The sequence below is a fragment of the Nonlabens xylanidelens genome, assembly GCF_002934445.1.
GTDB lineage: Bacteria > Bacteroidota > Bacteroidia > Flavobacteriales > Flavobacteriaceae > Nonlabens > Nonlabens xylanidelens.
Map to the genome: position 1 here is coordinate 70,879 of NZ_PTJE01000001.1, position 21,018 is coordinate 91,896.

General features: G+C 36.0%; 14 protein-coding genes. 3 read left to right on the forward strand and 11 right to left on the reverse strand.

What is annotated here, in order from left to right; translation table 11 throughout:
- Window positions 1–5: 5 nt before the first annotated feature.
- From argC to ilvD, 8 genes are all read right to left on the reverse strand, one after another.
- Window positions 6–983 carry an N-acetyl-gamma-glutamyl-phosphate reductase gene (gene argC, locus LY01_RS00350; protein ID WP_104513833.1) on the reverse strand — a complete coding sequence of 326 codons (978 nt, stop codon included), beginning with the start codon at window positions 981–983 and terminating at the stop codon, window positions 6–8.
- Window positions 980–2,176: an argininosuccinate synthase gene (locus tag LY01_RS00355; protein WP_104513834.1), complete on the reverse strand. Its 1,197-nt coding sequence runs from the start codon at window positions 2,174–2,176 to the stop codon at window positions 980–982. Before LY01_RS00355 ends, argC begins: the two co-directional genes overlap by 4 nt.
- Window positions 2,166–2,789, reverse strand: a complete 624-nt coding sequence (locus LY01_RS00360) for a GNAT family N-acetyltransferase (protein WP_104513835.1) — start codon at window positions 2,787–2,789, stop codon at window positions 2,166–2,168. The genes LY01_RS00355 and LY01_RS00360 overlap by 11 nt, the downstream gene beginning before the upstream one ends.
- A 474-nt stretch (window positions 2,790–3,263) precedes the next feature.
- The gene (gene ilvA / locus LY01_RS00365; RefSeq protein WP_104513836.1) at window positions 3,264–4,523 is read right to left on the reverse strand and encodes a threonine ammonia-lyase IlvA; all 1,260 of its coding nucleotides are present in this window, start codon (window positions 4,521–4,523) and stop codon (window positions 3,264–3,266) included.
- 174 nt (window positions 4,524–4,697) lie between these two features.
- Window positions 4,698–6,167, reverse strand: a complete 1,470-nt coding sequence (gene ilvC / locus LY01_RS00370; protein ID WP_104513837.1) for a ketol-acid reductoisomerase — start codon at window positions 6,165–6,167, stop codon at window positions 4,698–4,700.
- A gap of 10 nt (window positions 6,168–6,177) precedes the next feature.
- The gene (gene ilvN, locus LY01_RS00375; RefSeq protein WP_104513838.1) at window positions 6,178–6,708 is read right to left on the reverse strand and encodes an acetolactate synthase small subunit; all 531 of its coding nucleotides are present in this window, start codon (window positions 6,706–6,708) and stop codon (window positions 6,178–6,180) included.
- 185 nt (window positions 6,709–6,893) lie between these two features.
- Window positions 6,894–8,627 (reverse strand): biosynthetic-type acetolactate synthase large subunit, encoded by a 1,734-nt coding sequence (gene ilvB / locus LY01_RS00380; protein ID WP_104513839.1) that lies wholly within the window; start codon window positions 8,625–8,627, stop codon window positions 6,894–6,896.
- A 68-nt stretch (window positions 8,628–8,695) separates the two neighbouring features.
- Window positions 8,696–10,372 (reverse strand): dihydroxy-acid dehydratase, encoded by a 1,677-nt coding sequence (gene ilvD, locus LY01_RS00385; protein ID WP_104513840.1) that lies wholly within the window; start codon window positions 10,370–10,372, stop codon window positions 8,696–8,698.
- 541 nt (window positions 10,373–10,913) lie between these two features.
- Here ilvD and metK point away from each other — a divergent pair.
- Window positions 10,914–12,170, forward strand: coding sequence for a methionine adenosyltransferase (gene metK, locus LY01_RS00390; RefSeq protein ID WP_104513841.1), 1,257 nt, complete (start codon window positions 10,914–10,916; stop codon window positions 12,168–12,170).
- A gap of 164 nt (window positions 12,171–12,334) precedes the next feature.
- Here metK and LY01_RS00395 read toward each other — a convergent pair whose 3' ends face one another.
- The 3 genes from LY01_RS00395 to LY01_RS00405 form a co-directional block, all read right to left on the reverse strand.
- Window positions 12,335–15,037, reverse strand: a complete 2,703-nt coding sequence (locus tag LY01_RS00395) for a BspA family leucine-rich repeat surface protein (RefSeq protein ID WP_104513842.1) — start codon at window positions 15,035–15,037, stop codon at window positions 12,335–12,337.
- Between the two features lie 167 nt (window positions 15,038–15,204).
- The gene (locus tag LY01_RS00400; RefSeq protein WP_104513843.1) at window positions 15,205–17,733 is read right to left on the reverse strand and encodes a DUF5686 family protein; all 2,529 of its coding nucleotides are present in this window, start codon (window positions 17,731–17,733) and stop codon (window positions 15,205–15,207) included.
- A gap of 137 nt (window positions 17,734–17,870) precedes the next feature.
- Window positions 17,871–18,851 (reverse strand): pyruvate dehydrogenase complex E1 component subunit beta, encoded by a 981-nt coding sequence (locus tag LY01_RS00405; RefSeq protein WP_104513844.1) that lies wholly within the window; start codon window positions 18,849–18,851, stop codon window positions 17,871–17,873.
- 293 nt (window positions 18,852–19,144) lie between these two features.
- Between LY01_RS00405 and LY01_RS00410 the strand changes: the two genes are divergently transcribed.
- Together LY01_RS00410 and LY01_RS00415 are read left to right on the forward strand one after the other, a co-directional pair.
- Window positions 19,145–19,891 (forward strand): electron transfer flavoprotein subunit beta/FixA family protein, encoded by a 747-nt coding sequence (locus LY01_RS00410; protein WP_104513845.1) that lies wholly within the window; start codon window positions 19,145–19,147, stop codon window positions 19,889–19,891.
- Window positions 19,892–20,028: 137 nt separating this feature from the next.
- Window positions 20,029–20,997, forward strand: a complete 969-nt coding sequence (locus tag LY01_RS00415; protein ID WP_104513846.1) for an electron transfer flavoprotein subunit alpha/FixB family protein — start codon at window positions 20,029–20,031, stop codon at window positions 20,995–20,997.
- Window positions 20,998–21,018: the final 21 nt, after the last annotated feature.

A 21,018-nucleotide genomic window follows, 5' to 3' on the forward strand; every position in this document is an offset into this window, starting at 1 on the left:
TGAGTTTAAAAAAAGTTGGCTTTAAGTTGTAAACCTTGATCCTCTGGAAAATCATACATCAAGTTCATATTTTGTACTGCCTGTCCAGACGCACCTTTTAATAAGTTATCGATGACACTCGTTATCAATAAAATGTCATTATGCTTATGTAGGTGAATAAGACACTTATTGGTATTAACTACTTGCTTTAAATGCACTTCTTTATCGGACACAAATACAAATGGCGAGTCTTTATAGTAGTCCTTATAAAAGTCTTTTATTTTTTCTAGTGATAGGTCTATTTTAGTGTAGGCTGTCGCAAAAATCCCTCTACTGAAATCACCACGATTAGGCACAAATAACACATTAGAATTAAAATCTTGTTGTGACTGTTTTAAAGTCTGATTTATTTCTCCTAGATGCTGATGCGTAAAAGCTTTATAGTGTGAGAAATTATTATCTCTCCAAGTGAAATGTGTCGTAGGTGACAGACTTGTGCCCGCACCAGTCGCACCAGTAACCGCATTTACATGCACATCTTCTTTTATCAATTGTTGTGCAGCTAGTGGTAAAATGGCAAGTTGTATAGCGGTTGCAAAACATCCTGGATTTGCCACATGAGTAGCTTTTTTAATCTCTTCTTTTTGATACTCGCACAGTCCATATGTGAACTCGCTTTCGCGAAAGCGTGCATATTCTATCAACCTAAAATCATTACTTAAATCGATAATTTTTGTATTCTTTGAAAATTGATGCTTCTCTAAAAAAGATTTTGAATTGCCATGACCTAGACATAAAAACAAAACGTCCACATTGTTATTTAACTGGCTTGTAAACACCAAATCTGTAGTACCCAAAAGATCTTGATGAACATCGCTTACGGCATTACCAGCGTTTGAGGTTGAGTATATAAAATCTATAACTACCTCATCATGGTGAATTAAAAGTCTTATTAATTCTCCTGCTGTGTAACCTGCACCACCTATTATTCCTGCTTTAATCATGATTCTTGATGTATCTGGTTATAAATCTTATTGCTGTTTCCTATGATCTTGATAAAACCTTTGGCCTCACTTGCTGTCCATGCTTTATTCTCCTCTCCATAAGTACCGAATTTTGCATTCATTAAATCGTTTACCGATTCTATACCATCCAGAGTAAAGTGATAAGGTTGCAAAGTGACATAAACATCTCCAGTAACTTTGGCCTGACTACTTTCTAAGAAAGCCTCCATGTCACGCATTACAGGATCGAGGTACTGACCTTCATGCAGGTGCATACCGTAAAAACTAGACAGATAATCTTTGTGCTGTAACTGCCATTTAGTAAGTGTATGCTTTTCTAATAAATGATGTGCTTTGATAGTAATCAACGCTGCTGCGGCTTCAAAACCTACTCTACCTTTCATACCTACTATGGTATCGCCTACATGGATATCTCTACCTATAGCATATGAAGAAGCAAGATCATTGAGCTGTTGTATAGCCAGTTCTGAAGATTGCTCTTTCCCATTTACAGCAATTAACTCTCCTTTTTTAAAGGTCAATTTTACTTGTTCCTTTCCTTCTTTTTGAAGTTGTGACGGATAGGCTTCTTCTGGTAATGCTTTGAGCGAGGTCAGTGTTTCTGCTCCACCGACACTAGTTCCCCACAGTCCTTTATTGACAGAATATTGAGACTTTTCCCAAGACATAGCTATTCCATTTTCTATGAGATAATCTATCTCTTGTTTACGTGATAGTTTACCATCTCTTATAGGTGTAATAATTTCTATATGTGGTGCTAGAGTTTGAAAAATCATATCAAAACGCACTTGATCATTTCCGGCGCCAGTACTTCCATGAGCGATAAATTGTGCGTCTATAGTTTTTGCATATTCAATAATCTCAATGGCTTGCACAATACGCTCTGCACTTACCGATAGTGGATACGTATTGTTCTTCAACACGTTTCCATAAATCAAATACTTAACGACTTTATCATAAAAAGTGCTGACAGCGTCTATTGCTTTAAAAGTGCTCACGCCCATTTTATAAGCATTAGATTCTATAGTTTTAAGGTCTTCTTGAGTAAAACCACCTGTGTTCACACACAAAGCATGCACTTCATAACCTAGATCTTGTGAAAGATATACGGCACAATATGAGGTGTCCAGTCCGCCACTATATGCTATTACTAATTTTTTATTATTGTTCATTTTGATCTTTTTTGAGGATAAGCGTTTGCTTAATTTGTTTCAATCTGTTGAAAACAGACTTTTTAATAGGTTTCTTTTCTTCTGTTATTTTCTTAGAAGGGTCATAGATCATTCCTGTACACAAACACATTTTTTGTTCAGTACGTTGTAAGATGTCATAGTTCTTACAGGTCTGGCAACCGTTCCAGAATTGCTGGTCGTCTGTTAATTCAGAAAAAGTAACTGGCTTATAACCTAGGTCGCTATTCATTTTCATAACAGCAAGTCCAGTGGTGATGCTGAATATCTTTGCATCAGGAAACTTTTCTTTAGAGAGTAAAAAGATGCGTTCTTTAATTTGTTTGGCCAGTCCTAGATTTCTATAATCTGGATGTACAATAAGGCCTGAGTTTGCGACAAACTTGCCGTGTCCCCATTTCTCTATGTAACAAAAGCCTGCAAATTTCCCGTTATCCAGTGCGATAACCGCGTTGCCATTTTCCATTTTGGTAGTGACATATTCTGGTGTACGTTTTGCGATTCCTGTACCGCGCACTTTGGCAGCGTCGGCTATGGTATCACAAATGATTTGCGCATATTTTGAATGCGATTTATGAGCAATAACAATTTCCATTGTGATTGATTTTATAAATTAAAAAGTGTAAAGTGTAGTTGTGAAAAGAAGAACCGGACGCACCTAAATTCCCAAAAAGAAAGACCCCTTACGGGCGTCGGCGTCGTAAAGTAGGACGCACAGAAAAACCGTTCCTAGAAGGAGCAGTTAAAAAGGTAGTAAATAATAATGGAAGTGAATTCAATGTAAAAAAAATAAAAATTATATCTAAATGCTAAGTGAGATTAAGCACAGCGGCGTCGCAATGTAAAGCGCACCGGTAAGGATATATTTTTATTTCTAGATAAATTCATGCGGTAAATGTAAGTATTTATTTGGACTAGTCATCAATAACCTACACAAACTTCTAAAATTTAGTGTTTTGATAATAATCTGTTATTAGAATTATTAAATACAAACTATAAGTAAACATATATCACGAACTCTTAAAAGGAAACAAATAACAATTTACTATTAAATCGATAAGTGTGTAGATCACACTAGAAACTCAAAAAGTGTAGGGTTATCATTTATATAATCTCCATAAAAATTAAGTGACTTCATACGTTGTACTAGAGAATCAAAATCTGATGTGTTTTTCAATTCTATTCCCACTACCGCAGATCCGTTTATTCTATTTGTTTTCTTAGTGTATTCAAAATGAGTAATATCGTCATTAGGTCCTATAACCTTCTCTACAAATTCTTTCAGCGCACCTGCTCGTTGCGGAAACCTAACTATAAAGTAATGTTTTAGTTGCGACTCTAATAAGGCGCGTTCTTTAATCTCTGCTGTTCTAGTAATGTCATTGTTACTACCACTTATGACACATACCACATTCTTTCCCTTTATCTTTTCTCTAATAGTTTCTAATGCTGTAATAGACATGGCTCCTGCAGGTTCTACCACTATCGCCTGACTATTATATAAATCTAGAATAGTCTGACATATGGCACCTTCACTTACATTAATAGTTTCTGTAAGATTCTGTTTACATATTTCAAAATTGCGTTCTCCTACTCTTTTAACAGCAGCACCATCTACAAAACTATCTATCTTATCCAGTGTCGTATTTTCTCTATTAAAAATAGAAGTCGCCATAGAGGTAGCTCCTTTAGGCTCTACTCCTATAATTTTAGTATGAGGAGATAAGTACTTTAACACACTGGAAACACCAGCGCTTAAACCGCCACCACCTACAGGCATGATTACATAATCTATAGGGACTTTAGACTGTTCCATAATCTCTAGTCCTACAGTAGCCTGGCCTTCTATCACCTTTTCATCATCAAAAGGGTGGATAAATGTTTTCCCTAGTTTCTTGTTCTCCTCCATAGCAGCATAGTAAGAGTCATCATAGGTATCACCATGCATGACTATGGTTACATACGTACCACCGAACATTTTCACCTGTTGGATCTTTTGCACCGGTGTAGGTGTAGGCATGTAAATCGTACCATGTATCTTGAGTAACTTGCAAGACATCGCAACTCCTTGGGCATGGTTACCTGCGCTGGCACAAACTATTCCGTTTGATAAATCTTCTTTACTCAACGTAGAGATCTTATTATATGCACCACGTATTTTATAAGAACGCACGGGCTGCAAGTCTTCTCTCTTAAAATAGATAGAACTTTGATACCTGTCAGAGTAAAGTGCATTTAACTCTAGAGGTGTTAAACAGGCCACGTCGCGTAAACGATTTGCAGCCTGTTTTACATCTTGTAATCTTGGATAATAAGTCACTGTTTTCATATCTTTTATGGTCCAGCCGTCGCATAACAGCTTTGCTTTTCATTAAAGAGAATTCCTATAGGCTCACACTTTAATCTTTTTTCACTTAGTAATGATTCTCGACTGCGTACTATATAGACAGAATTTTGTTGTTCAAAATTTCTAGCACCACCAGCATCTATCCTAACTTATTATCTAGATGGTTTTCATTGCAATCATAGAATCTCTCAACACTGCTCCTACTTTTTCTATAGGGTGATTTCTTATAGCTTTATTGACTGCTATTAGTTCTAGGTTGTCTGTTTTGTATTCCGCTTTCGCGAAAGCGGAACCAATAACAGCCCCATCGAGACCATCTACAAATGAAGAAACTAAAGGCTTACATGCATGGTCAAATAGGTAACAACCATACTCTGCCGTGTCAGAAATAATGCGATTCATTTCAAATAATTTCTTTCTAGCTACCGTGTTTGCAATTAATGGCAACTCGTGAAGAGACTCGTAATAAGCACTTTCTTCTACAATACCTGATGCTACCATAGTCTCAAATGCCAGTTCTACACCAGATTTAATAAAGGCAACCATCGCTACACCATGATCAAAATATTCTTGATCTTCTATCTTTTCTGTAGAAGCTGTAGATTTTTCAAATGCCGTGTTCTCCGTTTCGGCTCTCCATTTTAATAGATTTACATCGTCGTTTGCCCAGTCTTCCATCATGGTTTGTGAGAAATGACCAGACATAATATCGTCCATGTGTTTTTCAAAAAGTGGTTTTAAAATAACTTTTAACTCTTCAGACAGTTGGTGCGCTTTAATCTTTGACGCATTATCTAGCCTGTCCATCATATTAGTAATACCACCATGTTTTAAAGCCTCTGTGGTACGTTCCCAACCGTATTGAATAAGATTAGATGCGTATTCTGAGTCTGCGCCCTGTGCGATCATTTTATCAAACAATAGTATAGAAGCCGTTTGTAAAACACCACATAAAATGGTCTGTTCTCCCATTAAATCACTCTTCACCTCTGCAACAAAAGAAGATTCAAGAACTCCTGCTTTATGCCCACCTGTTGCTACTGCATATGCTTTGGCCTGCTCCCATCCTTTATTCTCAGGATCATTTTCTGGATGTACAGCTATTAAAGTAGGGACTCCAAAACCTCTTTTATATTCTTCTCTCACCTCAGAGCCTGGACATTTAGGAGCCACCATTATAACAGTGATATCTTCTCTTATCTTCTGTCCTTCTTCTACTATATTAAATCCATGAGAGTAAGAAAGTGTTGCCCCTTTTTTCATGTGTGGCATAATCGCCTTTACCACAGCTGCGTGTTGTTTATCTGGTGTTAGGTTTAAAACTAGATCTGAATTAGGAATTAAATCTTCATAAGTCCCAACAGTAAAACCATTTTCACTAGCATTTTTAAACGACTGCCTTTTTTGATCAATAGCAGCCTGTCTTAATGCATAAGAAATATCTAATCCAGAATCTCTCATGTTAAGACCTTGATTTAATCCTTGTGCGCCACAACCTACTATCGTGATTTTCTTTCCTATTAAAGCGTTAACACCATCTTCAAATTCTGCTTGTTGCATGAATCTGCATTTAGATAATTGTTCTAATTTTTGTGAAAGTGATAGGGTATTAAAATAATTTGACATGGTACTTATTTTATGAGTTTAATGCTTCTAGCATTTTTGAAATTTCCATTGGTTCTTTAGTTACAGCTATACGTCCAGATCTATTGAACTGTAATATGCCGTGGGCACTTAATTCACGGTATAATAAATCGACCTCGCTTCTTCTTCCAGATTTTTCTAAAACAAAAAACTCTTTATTTACCGTTACTATGCGTGCGTTACTTTCTTTAATTATATTTTGAATCTGAGGTTCTTCAAAAAGAAGGTCAGATTTAATTTTAAACAGACAGGACTCTTGATAAATGGTCTCTTCGTCAGAGTGATAGTAGGCTTTTATAACCTCTACTTGTTTCTCTATCTGACCGATGATTTTCTTCATGTTTTCTTCGGTCATGTTTACTAAAATGGTCCATTTTGAAACCTCTTCTATTTCTGATGCAGAACCGTTTATGCTTTCTATATTCACATGACGACGCTGGAATATTGCCGAAATCCTATTCAGCAACCCTATATTGTTTTCTGTATAAATGGATATGGTAAAAAGTTGTTCTTGGTTTTCCATAATTTTTTATTTCGTTCAGCTGTTAATGAACAGCTTTGCTTTACTTTTCTCGATATCGTCGTCTTCGACAAGTTCCAGACGCATGCGATGCGCATTGTTTTAGACACATGCGATGCGTCACTGCTTGAACGCCCTGTTTTCGGACGCATGCGATGCGTCACTGCTTGAACGCTTGCGATGCGTTTCTACTGGAGGCGCACCTCTGAAACTGATGCTCCTGTTGGGATCATTGGGAAAACGTTTCCTTCTTTTTGCACTCTCACTTCAAGAAAATATGCTTCGTCACTCTTCATCATTTCTTCTACGGCACCAGCAAGATCTTTACGATCTGTTACTTGTTTTGCTTTGATGTGATATCCTTCGGCTATTTTTATAAAATCAGGATTTGTCATTTCTGTACTGGCATAGCGCTTATCAAAAAACAGCTGTTGCCACTGACGTACCATTCCTAAAAACTCGTTATTAAGCACAACAATTTTTACAGGCACTTTAGTCTGAAAAATGGTTCCCAATTCTTGAATAGTCATCTGGTAGCCACCATCACCTATTACTGCAACAACATCTCTATCTGGCGCACCTACTTGTGCTCCTATAGCTGCCGGAAGTGCAAATCCCATAGTACCTAATCCACCTGATGTTATATTACTACGTGTCTGATTATAACTAGCATACCGACATGCTATCATCTGGTGCTGGCCCACATCACTTACTATAGCTGCTTCACTTTTTGAGTGTACATTAATTTGCTGTATAACCTCAGCCATAGTAAGTCCATCTACAGATGGTTCCATATCTTCTCTTATAACTTTATCTACTTCTACTTCATAAAGTTCCTTAAATCTCGCTAACCATTTAGGGTGCTCTCTTTGTTCTAAATAAGGAAGTAATAGTTCTAAAGTGTTTCTTGCATCACCAAGAACAGCAATATCTGCTTTTACATTCTTATTCACCTCAGATGGGTCTATTTCAAAATGTATCACTTTGGCTTGCTTTGCATATCGAGATAAATCACCAGTAACACGGTCGTCAAAACGCATTCCTATCGCTATTAAAACATCACATTCATTAGTTAATAAATTAGGTGCATAATTACCATGCATACCTACCATACCGACATTAAGTGAATGAGAAGTAGGAATAGCACTTGCACCTAAAATGGTCCATGCAGATGGGATTCCTGCTTTTTCTATAACCGATTGCAATTCTTTTTCGGCCTCGCTCAATACGACTCCTTGACCCCAAATAATCATAGGCTTCTGAGCGTTATTAATTAAGAGAGCAGCGTCCTTTACCGTTTGTAAATCTGTATCTGGAACTGGCACATAACTTCTTATCGATTTACATTTTTCATATGCAAAATCAAACTCTTCAAACTGTGCATCTTTTGTAATATCAATTAATACAGGACCTGGACGACCGCTTTGAGCGATGTAAAAAGCTTTGGCTAGAACCTTAGGAATATCTGCTGCTTTAGTTACTTGAGCATTCCACTTAGTTACTGGTGTAGAAATACCTATAATATCTGTTTCTTGAAAAGCATCTGTCCCCAATAAATGAGAAGCTACCTGACCAGTGATACATACCATAGGTGTAGAATCTATCATCGCGTCTGCCAGTCCAGTGATAAGATTTGTTGCTCCTGGACCAGAAGTGGCTATACAAACTCCAACTTTATTTGATATACGTGCATAACCTTGTGCTGCATGTGTTGCTCCTTGCTCATGTCTGGTGAGTACATGTTTCAACTCTTTTTGATAGCCATAAAGCTTATCATATAACGGCATAATCGCACCACCAGGATAACCAAATGCCGTATCAACACCTTCGGCAAGGAAACATTTTATGATAGCTTCTGCACCAGATATCTTTTCTGTTACTATGCTTGAAGTAGGGGAATTTATTAGCGCATGTTCTTTCATAATCATCGATTTTGATTATTGTAATTTTTTATTCTATTTGTTGAGTAGGTATTTACAGGGATAAGCTATTAAAACTCGTCTGTAACACAACCTTTTGAAGCATTAGAAACCGTTCTTGCATATTTATAAAGAACACCTCTTTTAAACTTCAACTCTGGTGCCTGCCATTGTTCTTTACGTTTAATTAATTCTTTATCTGAGATTTCTAATTGTATTGTATTAGCTTCTGCATCGATAGTAATGACATCACCATCTTTAACTAGAGCAATCACACCACCTTCTTGAGCTTCTGGTGTGATATGTCCTACAACAAAGCCATGCGTACCGCCAGAAAAACGACCATCTGTAATAAGCGCCACGTCTTTACCTAGTCCTGCACCCATAATAGCTGCTGTAGGCTTTAACATTTCTGGCATTCCTGGTCCTCCTTTAGGTCCTTCATATCTTATGACTACTACATCACCTCTTTCTACCAGTCCATCACGTATGCCATCATTTGCTTCATACTCACCATTAAAAACCTTAGCTTTTCCTGAGAACTGCAACCCTTCTTTACCTGTGATTTTTGCAACACTACCTTCACTAGCAAGATTGCCATAAAGCATTCTCAAGTGTCCAGAAATTTTAATAGGGTTCTCTACAGTTCTAATCACATCTTGTTCTTCAGAAAGATCTTTTACGCTTGCTAGATTCTCAGCTACTGTTTTACCAGTTACCGTAAGACAGTCTCCATGAATTAACCCTTTAGAAAGTAAGTACTTCATAACTGCAGGAATGCCACCTATGCGATGAATATCTTCCATAAGATACCTACCACTAGGTTTTAAATCTGCTAGAAAAGGTGTGTTATCACTTATATCTTGAAAATCTTTAAGTGTAAAATCTATTTGTGCTGCTCTTGCTATCGCTAGAAAGTGTAAAACCGCATTTGTAGAACCGCCAAGAATTGTGACTAATCGTACTGCGTTCTCTAACGATTTACGTGTTATAATATCAGACGGTTTGATGTCTTTTTCTAGTAATTCTAACATTACTTGTCCTGCTCTGACAGATTCTTCTTTCTTATCATCACTTAATGCAGGGTTAGAAGAATTAAACGGTAAAGACATTCCTAATGCTTCTATCGCACTTGCCATGGTATTTGCGGTATACATACCACCGCAAGCACCAGCACCAGGACATGCTTTTTCTACTATATTCTGATATTCTTCTTCTTCCATAGTACCTGCAACTTTACTACCCCAAGCTTCAAAAGCAGAAACTACATCTAACTTCTTACCCTTATGGCAGCCAGAATCTATCGTACCTCCATAAACTAGTATAGAAGGACGGTCCAGTCTTATCATTGCCATTAATGCACCTGGCATATTTTTATCACAACCTACAACTGTTACTAGTGCGTCATAACTCATCGCTTGCACCACAGTCTCCATAGAGTCTGCTATAATATCTCGTGACGGTAGAGAATAACGCATACCTGGCGTCCCCATAGAGATACCATCACTTACTCCTATTGTATTAAAGATTAATCCAACTAGGTTAGCATCTAAAGTTCCTTCTTTAACCAATTTTGCAAGATCATTAAGATGCATGTTACATGGGTTACCTTCATAACCAGTACTCGCAATACCTACAAATGGTTTGAGCAGATCCTCCTTAGAAAGACCTATAGCATGCAACATAGCTTGTGCAGCTGGTTGTGTAGGATCCTGGGTTACTGTTTTACTATATTTAGTGAGTGACATATTTAATTTTTAAATCTTAAGGGCAAGCGTTAACTTACTTCCTTATAATTCTTCTATTATTTTAGATGATAGAATATCGATTCAAAATTAAAGTTTGCAATTAGGTCCCTCACTAGACAATTCATATTGCCATTGTTATCCAAACAGCATTAATTACACTTAACCATCTGTATATCAAAAATTAAACAATGATCCAAATATGATATCCAATGTTATTTATCTCTATTTTAAATTTATCATATATGAACGTGTACATTATTTACCCTACTTAATCTGTAGGGAATTAAAAATATCTATAAAGTCTTATTATAGTACATGTTAATAATCTTATAAGTGATGTGCCAATAAATAATTACATTCATTAAATTTGCAATTCAATTAAGGGGAAAGATTTGGCTGCTTGCGACCTCGTTTTCAAAAAAGAAAACATAAACGCTAAAACAGTGTACTGCGCAAAACAATACAGCCACTTTTATTTTCTTATATTATTAATCACGCGAGATTTGTATTTATTACGCTTTCGCGAAAGCGCACATATAAAATGCCCTACTTATTTACATCAGAGTCCGTTAGTGAAGGACATCCAGACAAAGTTGCTGACCAGATCAGTGATGCTTTATTAGATAATTTTCTTGCTTTTGATCCAGAATCAAAGGTTGCTTGTGAAACGCTTGTAACTACTGGACAGGTGGTTCTTGCCGGAGAGGTAAAATCAAACACTTACATCGATGCAACTCAAATTGCACGTAATGTGATCAATAAAATAGGTTATACCGAAGGTGCTTACCAGTTTTCTGGTGATTCTTGTGGTGTAATATCTTTAATCCATGAGCAGTCGCAAGACATTAACCAAGGTGTAGATCGTGCTACTAAAGAAGAGCAAGGTGCTGGAGACCAAGGTATGATGTTCGGTTATGCAACTAACGAGACAGAGAATTACATGCCTCTTGCTCTAGACATATCGCACAAATTACTAGTGGAGCTTGCTGCATTGCGTCGTGAGAATAAGGAAATTACTTATTTAAGACCAGATGCAAAATCACAAGTAACTATAGAGTATAGTGATGATAACGTGCCACAACGTATCGATGCTATCGTAATCTCTACACAACACGATCCTTTTAATGAAGATGATGCTGCAATGCTAGCTCAGATCAAAAAAGATCTTGTTGAAATATTGATTCCTCGTGTTACTGCATTATTACCTGCTTATGCTCAGGATTTATTTAATGATGACATTACCTATCACATTAACCCTACTGGTAAATTTGTTATAGGTGGACCACATGGTGATACTGGATTAACTGGTAGAAAGATTATAGTAGATACTTATGGTGGTAAAGGTGCTCACGGTGGTGGTGCTTTTTCTGGTAAAGACCCTTCTAAGGTGGATAGAAGTGCTGCATATGCTGCACGTCACGTTGCAAAGAATCTAGTAGCTGCAGGTCTTGCTAGCGAGGTTCTTGTACAGGTTTCCTATGCCATAGGTGTAGTAGAACCTACTTCTATTAATGTAGAAACTTATGGTACCTCTACATTAAACTTAACTGACGGTGAGATTTCTAAAAAGGTTGCAGAGATATTTGACATGCGTCCTGCTGCAATAGAATCTAGATTAAAATTAAGAAACCCTATCTATTCTGAAACGGCTGCTTATGGTCACATGGGTAGAACACCACGTATTGAAAAACTTGTTTTTGAATCTCCATACAATGGAAAAGTAGAAAGAGAAGTAGAGTTATTTACTTGGGAAAAATTAGACTTTGTAGAAGAAGTTAAGAAAGCTTTTGAATTGTAAATATTAGAAAGTTTATATATTTTAAAAACCTCCGATTCAACTAATTGAATCGGAGGTTTTTTTTGTTATTTTATTGAAGTATGGTTGCTCTGCAGCTTTAAAAGAATAAAAACCATTTACGATTAAGTAAATGGGGTTTTTGAATACTTTAAATTGTTGTGAGTTTATTCCTTAATCAGTTTTAAAACAGAATTCATTTGATCTCCTTTTACCTCAACAAAATACAATCCCGAAACTAAATGATCTAATGTGATATCCTTATTCATTATAGCAGCATCTAACTTTTCTTGAGAAACGATGGCACCCAAAGTATCATAAATAGTGTATTCATTGAATTCTATATTACTCATTAAACTAATCTTATTTTTAGCAGGATTAGGGTAAAGGCTGACTTGTAATAAATTATTATCATTTAAACTTAACGGAACAGCAACCCCTGTAGTTTCCATGTTAGTAATAATTGGAAAATTAAAATCAAAGTAAATCTCTGCTTGATTAGAAAAATCATCTCCTAAAACTAATGTATCTACTGTTTTAATTTTAAACAACACATAGCCTTGACTGGCAGGCGCGGTAAATGGCAGCATAATGTTTTCAAAATTGAATTCTACTTTATTTCCATCTGTAATTGTTGTTGTATAATCGTGGCTACCACTTAAAGGAGTTAAAGTAGCAATATCAAATTTAGTCGTATCGATATAATCCACAACTCTTACGTTTACCGCACTTGCCGTTCCTTCATTCTCAAAACGGATGCGGTAATGCACAAACTCTCCAACCATAGTCGGTAAAATAGTCTCGCCTTGTAAACAAGTTTTATCATTAGGATCATAAGAATTCACAACAGTTTGTTGTAAATCAAATACATTATCTAGTGGTGTATCATCATTTGCCGTTGGATTTATAGTTGCACTAAAGTCTAACAGATCATTACTATTTAATGGGAAGGTAGGATCTGTAGGTGTATTAAGATTCATGAAGAATTCAATCTCACGAGTTTCAAATGGATCTAGGTTTGAAAAATCCCAACTTAACATTCCTACATTTGAAGATGTAGTTGCTGGACTTGCAGTTAGAAAGTCCATAAAATCATCTTGGAAGGTGAAATCTATTGATCCAGATAATCTTGTATTTCCTTTATTTTTGTAAACGAGCTTATATTCAGTATCAAAGCCTGGCCGTGCATCTTCTAGTGGTAGGATGGAGATTTCTAGGTCATCAACTAGAGTTGTTGCGCTAAGACAAAAATCTTCCGTCGTTATATTTTGATTTGCGGCTGTAAAGGTTACACTTGCTGGTGTTGCCGTGAAAAGATTTGTGTCGATTATTGGAGTCATCGTGTAAGTATTATCTGGTAAAGAGGTTGAATAATTACCGTTTATATCAGTATACAATGTTAAATTAGCAGTTCCATTTGAAATTTCAATTGCAACATTAGAAAAAGTCAAATCATTTGGGTTACAACCATTATTGTCGAAATCATAAGTAATAGAACCCTGAAGTTGATTATCTAGTGCAGAACAACTAGGGTCTAATGAATCGCCAGAAATAGTCCATCCGTTTTGTAGAAGAATGTTTCTTGAAAATGTGCTACAATAAGTTAGACCTGAAGATCTCAGTCTCTTATTTTGCAAGCCAAGATTAACAAACCTTTGTAATAACTTATCATAATTATTTGTGTCCAGTCCTGAGGACGTAACAAATCTATCAAAATTTGAATACTGGTTAAAAACCCAATTATTTAACGGTTGATTAAAAGAAGAGGCATCATAAAACATTTCATCCATATTGGTAATATTAGAAATATCCCAGCTTGAAATATCTTGATTGAAAGAGGTTGCATAATTAAACATACTTTCCATAGTAGTTACATTCGATACATCCCAATTGTCTAAAGTTTGATTAAAAGAAGTTGCATAATCGAACATATGTTCCATAGTAATTACACTCGACACATCCCAATTGTTTAATGACTGATTGAAAGAAGTTGCAAGCCGAAACGCGCCATACATATTAGTGATATTAGAAACATCCCAGTTTGATATATTTTGATTGAAAGAACTAGCGCGACAAAACAAATATTCTATAACATTAACATTAGAAACATCCCAATTTGAAATATCATGATCAAAGGAGTTTGCATAATAAAACATATAACCCATGTCAATAACATTAGAAACATTCCAATTATTTAACGGTTGATTAAAAGTATATGCCTCATAAAACATAGCACTCATATCAGTAACATTTGAAACATCCCAATTACTCAGTGGTTGATTGAAACTACTTGCTCCCCAGAACATCCCAGACATATCTGTAACATTAGAAACATTCCAATTATTTAACGGTTGATTAAAAGTATATGCCTCATAAAACATATCACTCATATCAGTAACATTTGAAACATCCCAATTATTAATATCAGAATTAAATAGATCGCAATCCTCGAACATATTTTTCATCGAATTACAAGTACTTAAGTCTGGAGTGTCAGAGGCATTGATATTCAAAAGCCTACAACCATAAAACATCCATTCCATTGATTTCCATTGTGAAGTACCCCATTGAGTAATACTAGGACTATTATATGATGATGATGATAAATTAAAAACTATAGAGTCTATTGAACCTGATATAAAGACCATATTCGTTGTGGAACTGAAAGAATGTGCTGGTACAATTTGATTATTACCCATAGGAACATTAGTTGTCGTTCCATCACCCCAATCTATGGTAACACCGGCTGATGATGATATACTGAATGGCGACATATTGACTAATGGTGAGTTAAAAACAAAATCATCAGCAGTCTGCGCACTTGCAACCAACCCACAAAACAAAACAGCTACAAAAGTAAAAAGCCTCATAAAAATATATTTTGCGCTAAAATAGAAGATTATCACACCACATTACTAAAAAAGAGAGATTTATGCTATTACTTTTCGCTAAGTCGGAAACTAAAAAACCCCATTTACTTAATCGTAAATGGGGTTTTAAAATAAATAATAATCTATAAATTCAAATAGTGAACCTATTAAAAGAAGAAACCAAAACTACCAGTAACAGCTACCTGTCTAGCGTCTGGTAAGTAATTATAACCACCTCTAAAACTTACATCTATACGTAATACTTTAAAGATGTTACCTACACCAGCACTATATTCCCAATAAATATCTTCTGGAGCTAGATAATTAAGACCGCTTGCATTTAAGGCTACGTTTTCATCACTAATTCTACCATAAGCAGCTTTTATACCTACTAACTCACGTAGATTCAAATCTCTCAAACCAGGAATGCGAGAAAAAATACGACCGTTAAAATTATGATCAAGATTCACCATCAAATACTCATCACTTACAAATTCATAAAAATCCATCGTGTTAAAAGATCCTGACACATTGAAATAAGTCTGGTTACCAGGTATGACATCTAGTAATGCTAGTGGCACTTCTCCAAAGGTTTTACCAGCTTCTATACGCGCCGTTAATCTACCAAAAGCACCTATCTGGATAGGATGACTATAATAAAATTGAAACTTATCATAATCAAAATCGCTACTAAAGAGATCTTTAAAACCTTTAGAATAATTTAAGAATAATATAGGATAAGCTCCTTCATTTATAACCGTACGATCTACACCATAATTAGTCGTTTTACGTCCTGGTTTATAAGTCATAGAAAAGTCCACTTCAGCCTGGTTAGTTTCTGACTGTATGCCGCCTGGAGAGTCTGCATCAAAATAATCCAGACTAAAGAATCCAGGATTAGCCGTCGTTATCTTTCTATAACTAGTACCTAATCTAAATTCTAAGTTATATAACGGCTCAAAACTAATGGCAGCAAGACCTAGTTTAATATTAGATAATCTACCATTATTACCAGCACTTACTATCGCACTAGAAGCAAGGCTACGCCCTAAAACATCATTAGTTTTAGTAAGACTGGCAGCTAGTTGCTCTACATCTTTTCTATAACCACCACTTAGTATCAAACGGCTTTGTTTATCTAACAACCATTTACCACCTATACCGAATTTAAATTTTTTATCATCAAAACCATATGCGCCATAACCTTCTATTCTCCATGGGTCATTTGCACCAAAGTATGTTCTACCTCCAGCACGTAATCGCAAACCTTCTACATCGTTAAATCCAAAGGTGGAAAATATAGGTCCAAAATCAAAACCATCAAATTCATAATAACCAGACGCTAGTACTGTACCTATATTATAAAGACGTTTAAACTTCTTGTTCTTTTTAAGTGTATCCAGCATGGTGTACACTTGTTTCTCATCTTTATTAAGTTTTTCTAATCGATTTTCATCCCAATAAGCCTCATCGCGATTATAAATTTCTGGATCATAATCATTAACTCTACGTCTATAAAAATCTGGCTCTTTTTCTATATCAAATTTATAATCATTAAATAAGGTGGTACGTTTTCCATAAATACCTTTGGACTTCTCTTTCTTGTTAAGCGCAAAATCACTTAAGAAATAATCACGTGTAATTAAGAACAGACTATCATTAAGTACGTCATATTCCTGTTCTATATAGATTTCTTTTACCCAGTTTATGTTGGCACTTTTAGTCGCTTGCATATTGATCTCCTTGATCGCATACGACTCTGTAGCTACCCAAAAATCACCTTTAAAAGTAAGCTCACCTTTACGACGCGGATAGTAAACTATATTATATGCCTCTACCCCATCTACTATCGCCGTATCTCTCAACACATAGTTATAGGTGTCAATACCACTTTTACCCACTGGACTCGTAAAACTTTTATCAAAGAATTTTAAATAACGGTCATAGACATCTATGTCATTATATAAATCTTTTACAAATGCTATTAAAGTCTGGTTGTTTGAAAAACCAGAATTCTTGTTGGCCTTAACATCATCTAGTTCTTTATTGATCTCGTTATCTCCATAAACAGTAGAAAGCGATTCATTAATAAAAATAGGCAAATAGGTTTTACCTGTTATTCTACTCGTGTCTGCATAGTCAAATACGAATTCCATACCACGGAAAAGCTTTGAGTTGATCAAAGAACTATCTATGGTATTCATGTCAAATTCTAACTTCTCATATTTATCGTACTGGTATTGCTTAAATTGGGAAAGACCATTTTTACGTCTATTTTCCCATACTTTACGTAGTATATCGATAGCAGGGTTATTCTTTTTAGACGTTTTACCAGCATATACTACCACCGCATCTAACTCTGCCGTATCAGTTTCAAGTGTAACCTTCATATTTAGATTCACTCTATTATCTAATTTTATGGTTTGCGTTTTATACCCTACAAAAGAAAACTCAACTTTATCATACGTATTCTCTGATTGTAAATAAAATCGACCATTATCGTTAGTGATTGTTCCTTCACTAGAACCAGGAAATACAACGTTTGCAAAAGGCACCGTATCACCAAAATCGTCATAAATCACACCACCAACTTTAGTCTGTGCAACACTTGTTAAGGTGAAAAGTAATATACCTATATACAGGACTGATTCTGTTATCGCTTTCGCGAAAGCGTAACTTTTATAAAGAGTTTTCATAAGCAAAGGGCAAAAGTCAAAAGTAGGGCTACTGACGTAAATGATAGTAACTTAAGACAAAAAAAATTATATCTAGCTATAAATCAAAAAAACCCACCTCAAACGAGATGGGCTTTGATCAAAAATGTTGTCAGAAATTACTTTCTGTACATTACTTTTTTAACACCTTCTACCACATCAGTATAATCTGGTAACCACTCTGCAAGTAAACCTGGAGAGTACGGTGCTGGTGTATCTTGTGTATTTATTTTATAAACTGGAGCGTCTAGGTAATCAAAAGCTTCAGCCTGTATCATGTGAGAAATCTCTGTAGAGACGTTACCAAATGGCCACGCTTCTTCAAGAATCACTAAACGATTTGTTTTCTTAACAGATTTTAAAATCGCTTCTTTATCATAAGGACGCACAGTTCTTAAGTCGATAATCTCACAAGAGATACCTTCTTTCTCTAACTCGTCTGCAGCTTTATAAGCTTCTTTGATAATTTTACCAAAAGAAACGATGGTCACATCATTACCTTCTCTTTTTAACTCTGCAACACCTATAGGTAAAACATACTCACCTTCTGGCACCTCACCTTTATCACCATACATTTGCTCAGACTCCATAAAAATTACTGGATCGTCATCACGTATCGCTGCCTTGAGAAGACCTTTTGCATCATAAGGGTTAGATGGTACGATTACTTTAAGACCTGGTGTGTTTGCAAACCAGTTTTCAAAAGCTTGTGAGTGAGTAGCTGCTAGCTGTCCTGCACTTGCAGTAGGACCTCTAAAAACGATAGGACACTTAAACTGTCCACCAGACATCTGGCGTATTTTTGCCGCATTGTTAATTATCTGATCGATACCAACAAGAGAAAAGTTAAACGTCATATACTCCACGATAGGTCTATTACCAGTCATGGTAGAACCTATGGCTATACCAGCAAAACCTAACTCGGCAATAGGTGTATCAATCACACGCTTTGCACCAAACTCGTCCAGCATACCTTTAGAAGCCTTGTAAGCTCCATTATATTCTGCAACTTCTTCACCCATAAGGTAAATAGACTCGTCGCGTCTCATTTCTTCACTCATCGCTTCGCAAATTGCCTCGCGGAATTGTATTGTCTTCATATATTAGGATATGATGTTATTCAGTTTTTCAAGAAAACAAAAATAACTTACATGAACTTAGTATGCTAGATTTTTAGGCTAAAAAATATCTCTTTTACATACTATTATCATACAAAACATTCCTGAACCGTCTAAACATCAAGACAGACAAGAGTTACACCCTAGAATGAAAAATATTGAAAATCAATACTTGAGGAAATATTAAACAAAAATTTATTATGCATGCATAGTTTATTACTTGTTTTTTTCCTAACTTCGCAAACGATTGAAAAAGACTTTAAAGACTATAAAATATGAAGATATTAGTATGTATCAGCCACGTGCCAGATACCACTTCCAAAATCAATTTTACAGATAACGATACTCAATTTGACACTAACGGTGTACAATTTGTCATCAACCCAAATGATGAATTTGGTCTTACACGAGCTATGTGGTTTAAAGAAAAACAAGGCGCTAGTGTAGATGTAGTTACTGTAGGTGGTGCAGAAGTTGAACCGACTTTAAGAAAAGCTCTAGCAATAGGTGCAGACACAGCAATAAGAGTAGACACGCCAGCAACTGACGGTTACCAGGTGTCAAAACAACTAACTGCAGTTATAAAAGACGGTGGTTATGATCTAGTTATCGCAGGTCGTGAATCTATCGATTATAATGGTGGTATGGTACCAGGTATGGTAGCCGCTATGACTGGAGCTAGTTTTGTAAATACATGTATATCTCTAGAAATAGAAGGAACTAACGCAACTGCTGTACGTGAAATCGATGGTGGTAAAGAAACTGTTACCGCTAGCCTACCCCTAGTAATAGGTGGACAAAAAGGTCTCGTAGAGGAAAGTGACCTAAGAATTCCTAACATGCGTGGAATTATGATGGCTCGTAAAAAACCTCTTAATGTTGTACCAGCAACAGATGCTAGTACAGAGACTAATAGCGTTTCTTTTGAAAAGCCAGAGCCTAAAGGCCAGGTAACTCTTGTAGACGCTGGAGATCTTGATAAATTAATCGACTTACTTCACAACGAGGCAAAAGCGATTTAATCTTTAAAAGTTAAAAATTCAAGGTTCTAAATCTTGTAGGTTAAAATTATTAAGAGTTTCGCTTTCGCGAAAGCGAGACCCACAACAAATCAAGTAATCGTCCTGATAACTAGGATGTTTATATAAAAATAAAATATATGTCAGTACTCGTATATACAGAATCAGAAAACGGTGGTTTTAAAAAGACTGCTTATGAAGTAGCTAGTTATGCAAAAGGTGTTGCAGATATGATGGGAACAACTGTTACCGCTATATCTTTTAATGCAAATGACGCTGGAGAACTAGGTACATATGGTGTAAATAAATTACACAACGTAGCAAATTCAAAACTAGAAAAATTTAATGCTGCTGCCTATGCTAGCGCTATTGCACAAGCTGCCAAAGCTGAAGGAGCAACAGTAGTCGTTATCAGTTCTAGTGCAGACTCTAAGTATTTAGGCTCTCTAGTAAGCGTACAACTAGAAGCAGGTTATGTATCTAACGTTACAGCGCTACCTTCTTCTACAGAGCCATTTACAGTTAAGAGAACTGTGTTTACTAATAAAGCTTTCTCTAACACTGCTATTACTACTAATGTAAAACTAGTAGGGCTTTCTAAAAATGCTTACGGTCTTAAAGAGAACGCAACCGATTGTGCCGTACAAGAATTTGCACCTACTTTAAACGATGCAGATTTTAATGTAACTGTACAATCTGTAGATAAAGCTACCGACAAAGTAACTATCGCAGATGCTGAAATAGTAGTAAGCGCAGGTCGTGGATTAAAAGGTCCAGAAAACTGGGGTATGGTAGAAGAACTAGCAGACGTTCTAGGCGCTGCAACAGCATGTTCTAAACCGGTAAGTGATCTGGGATGGCGACCACACAGTGAACACGTAGGGCAAACTGGTAAGCCAGTTGCATCTAACTTATATATCGCTATCGGTATATCTGGAGCGATACAACACCTTGCAGGAATTAACTCTTCAAAGGTAAAAGTTGTTATTAATACAGACCCAGAAGCACCTTTCTTTAAGGCTGCAGATTATGGTGTTGTAGGTGATGCTTTTGAGGTAGTACCTGCTCTAATCGAGAAATTAAAGGCTTTTAAAGCTGCAAATGCTTAAGATTCTTAATAATTAGTTAAG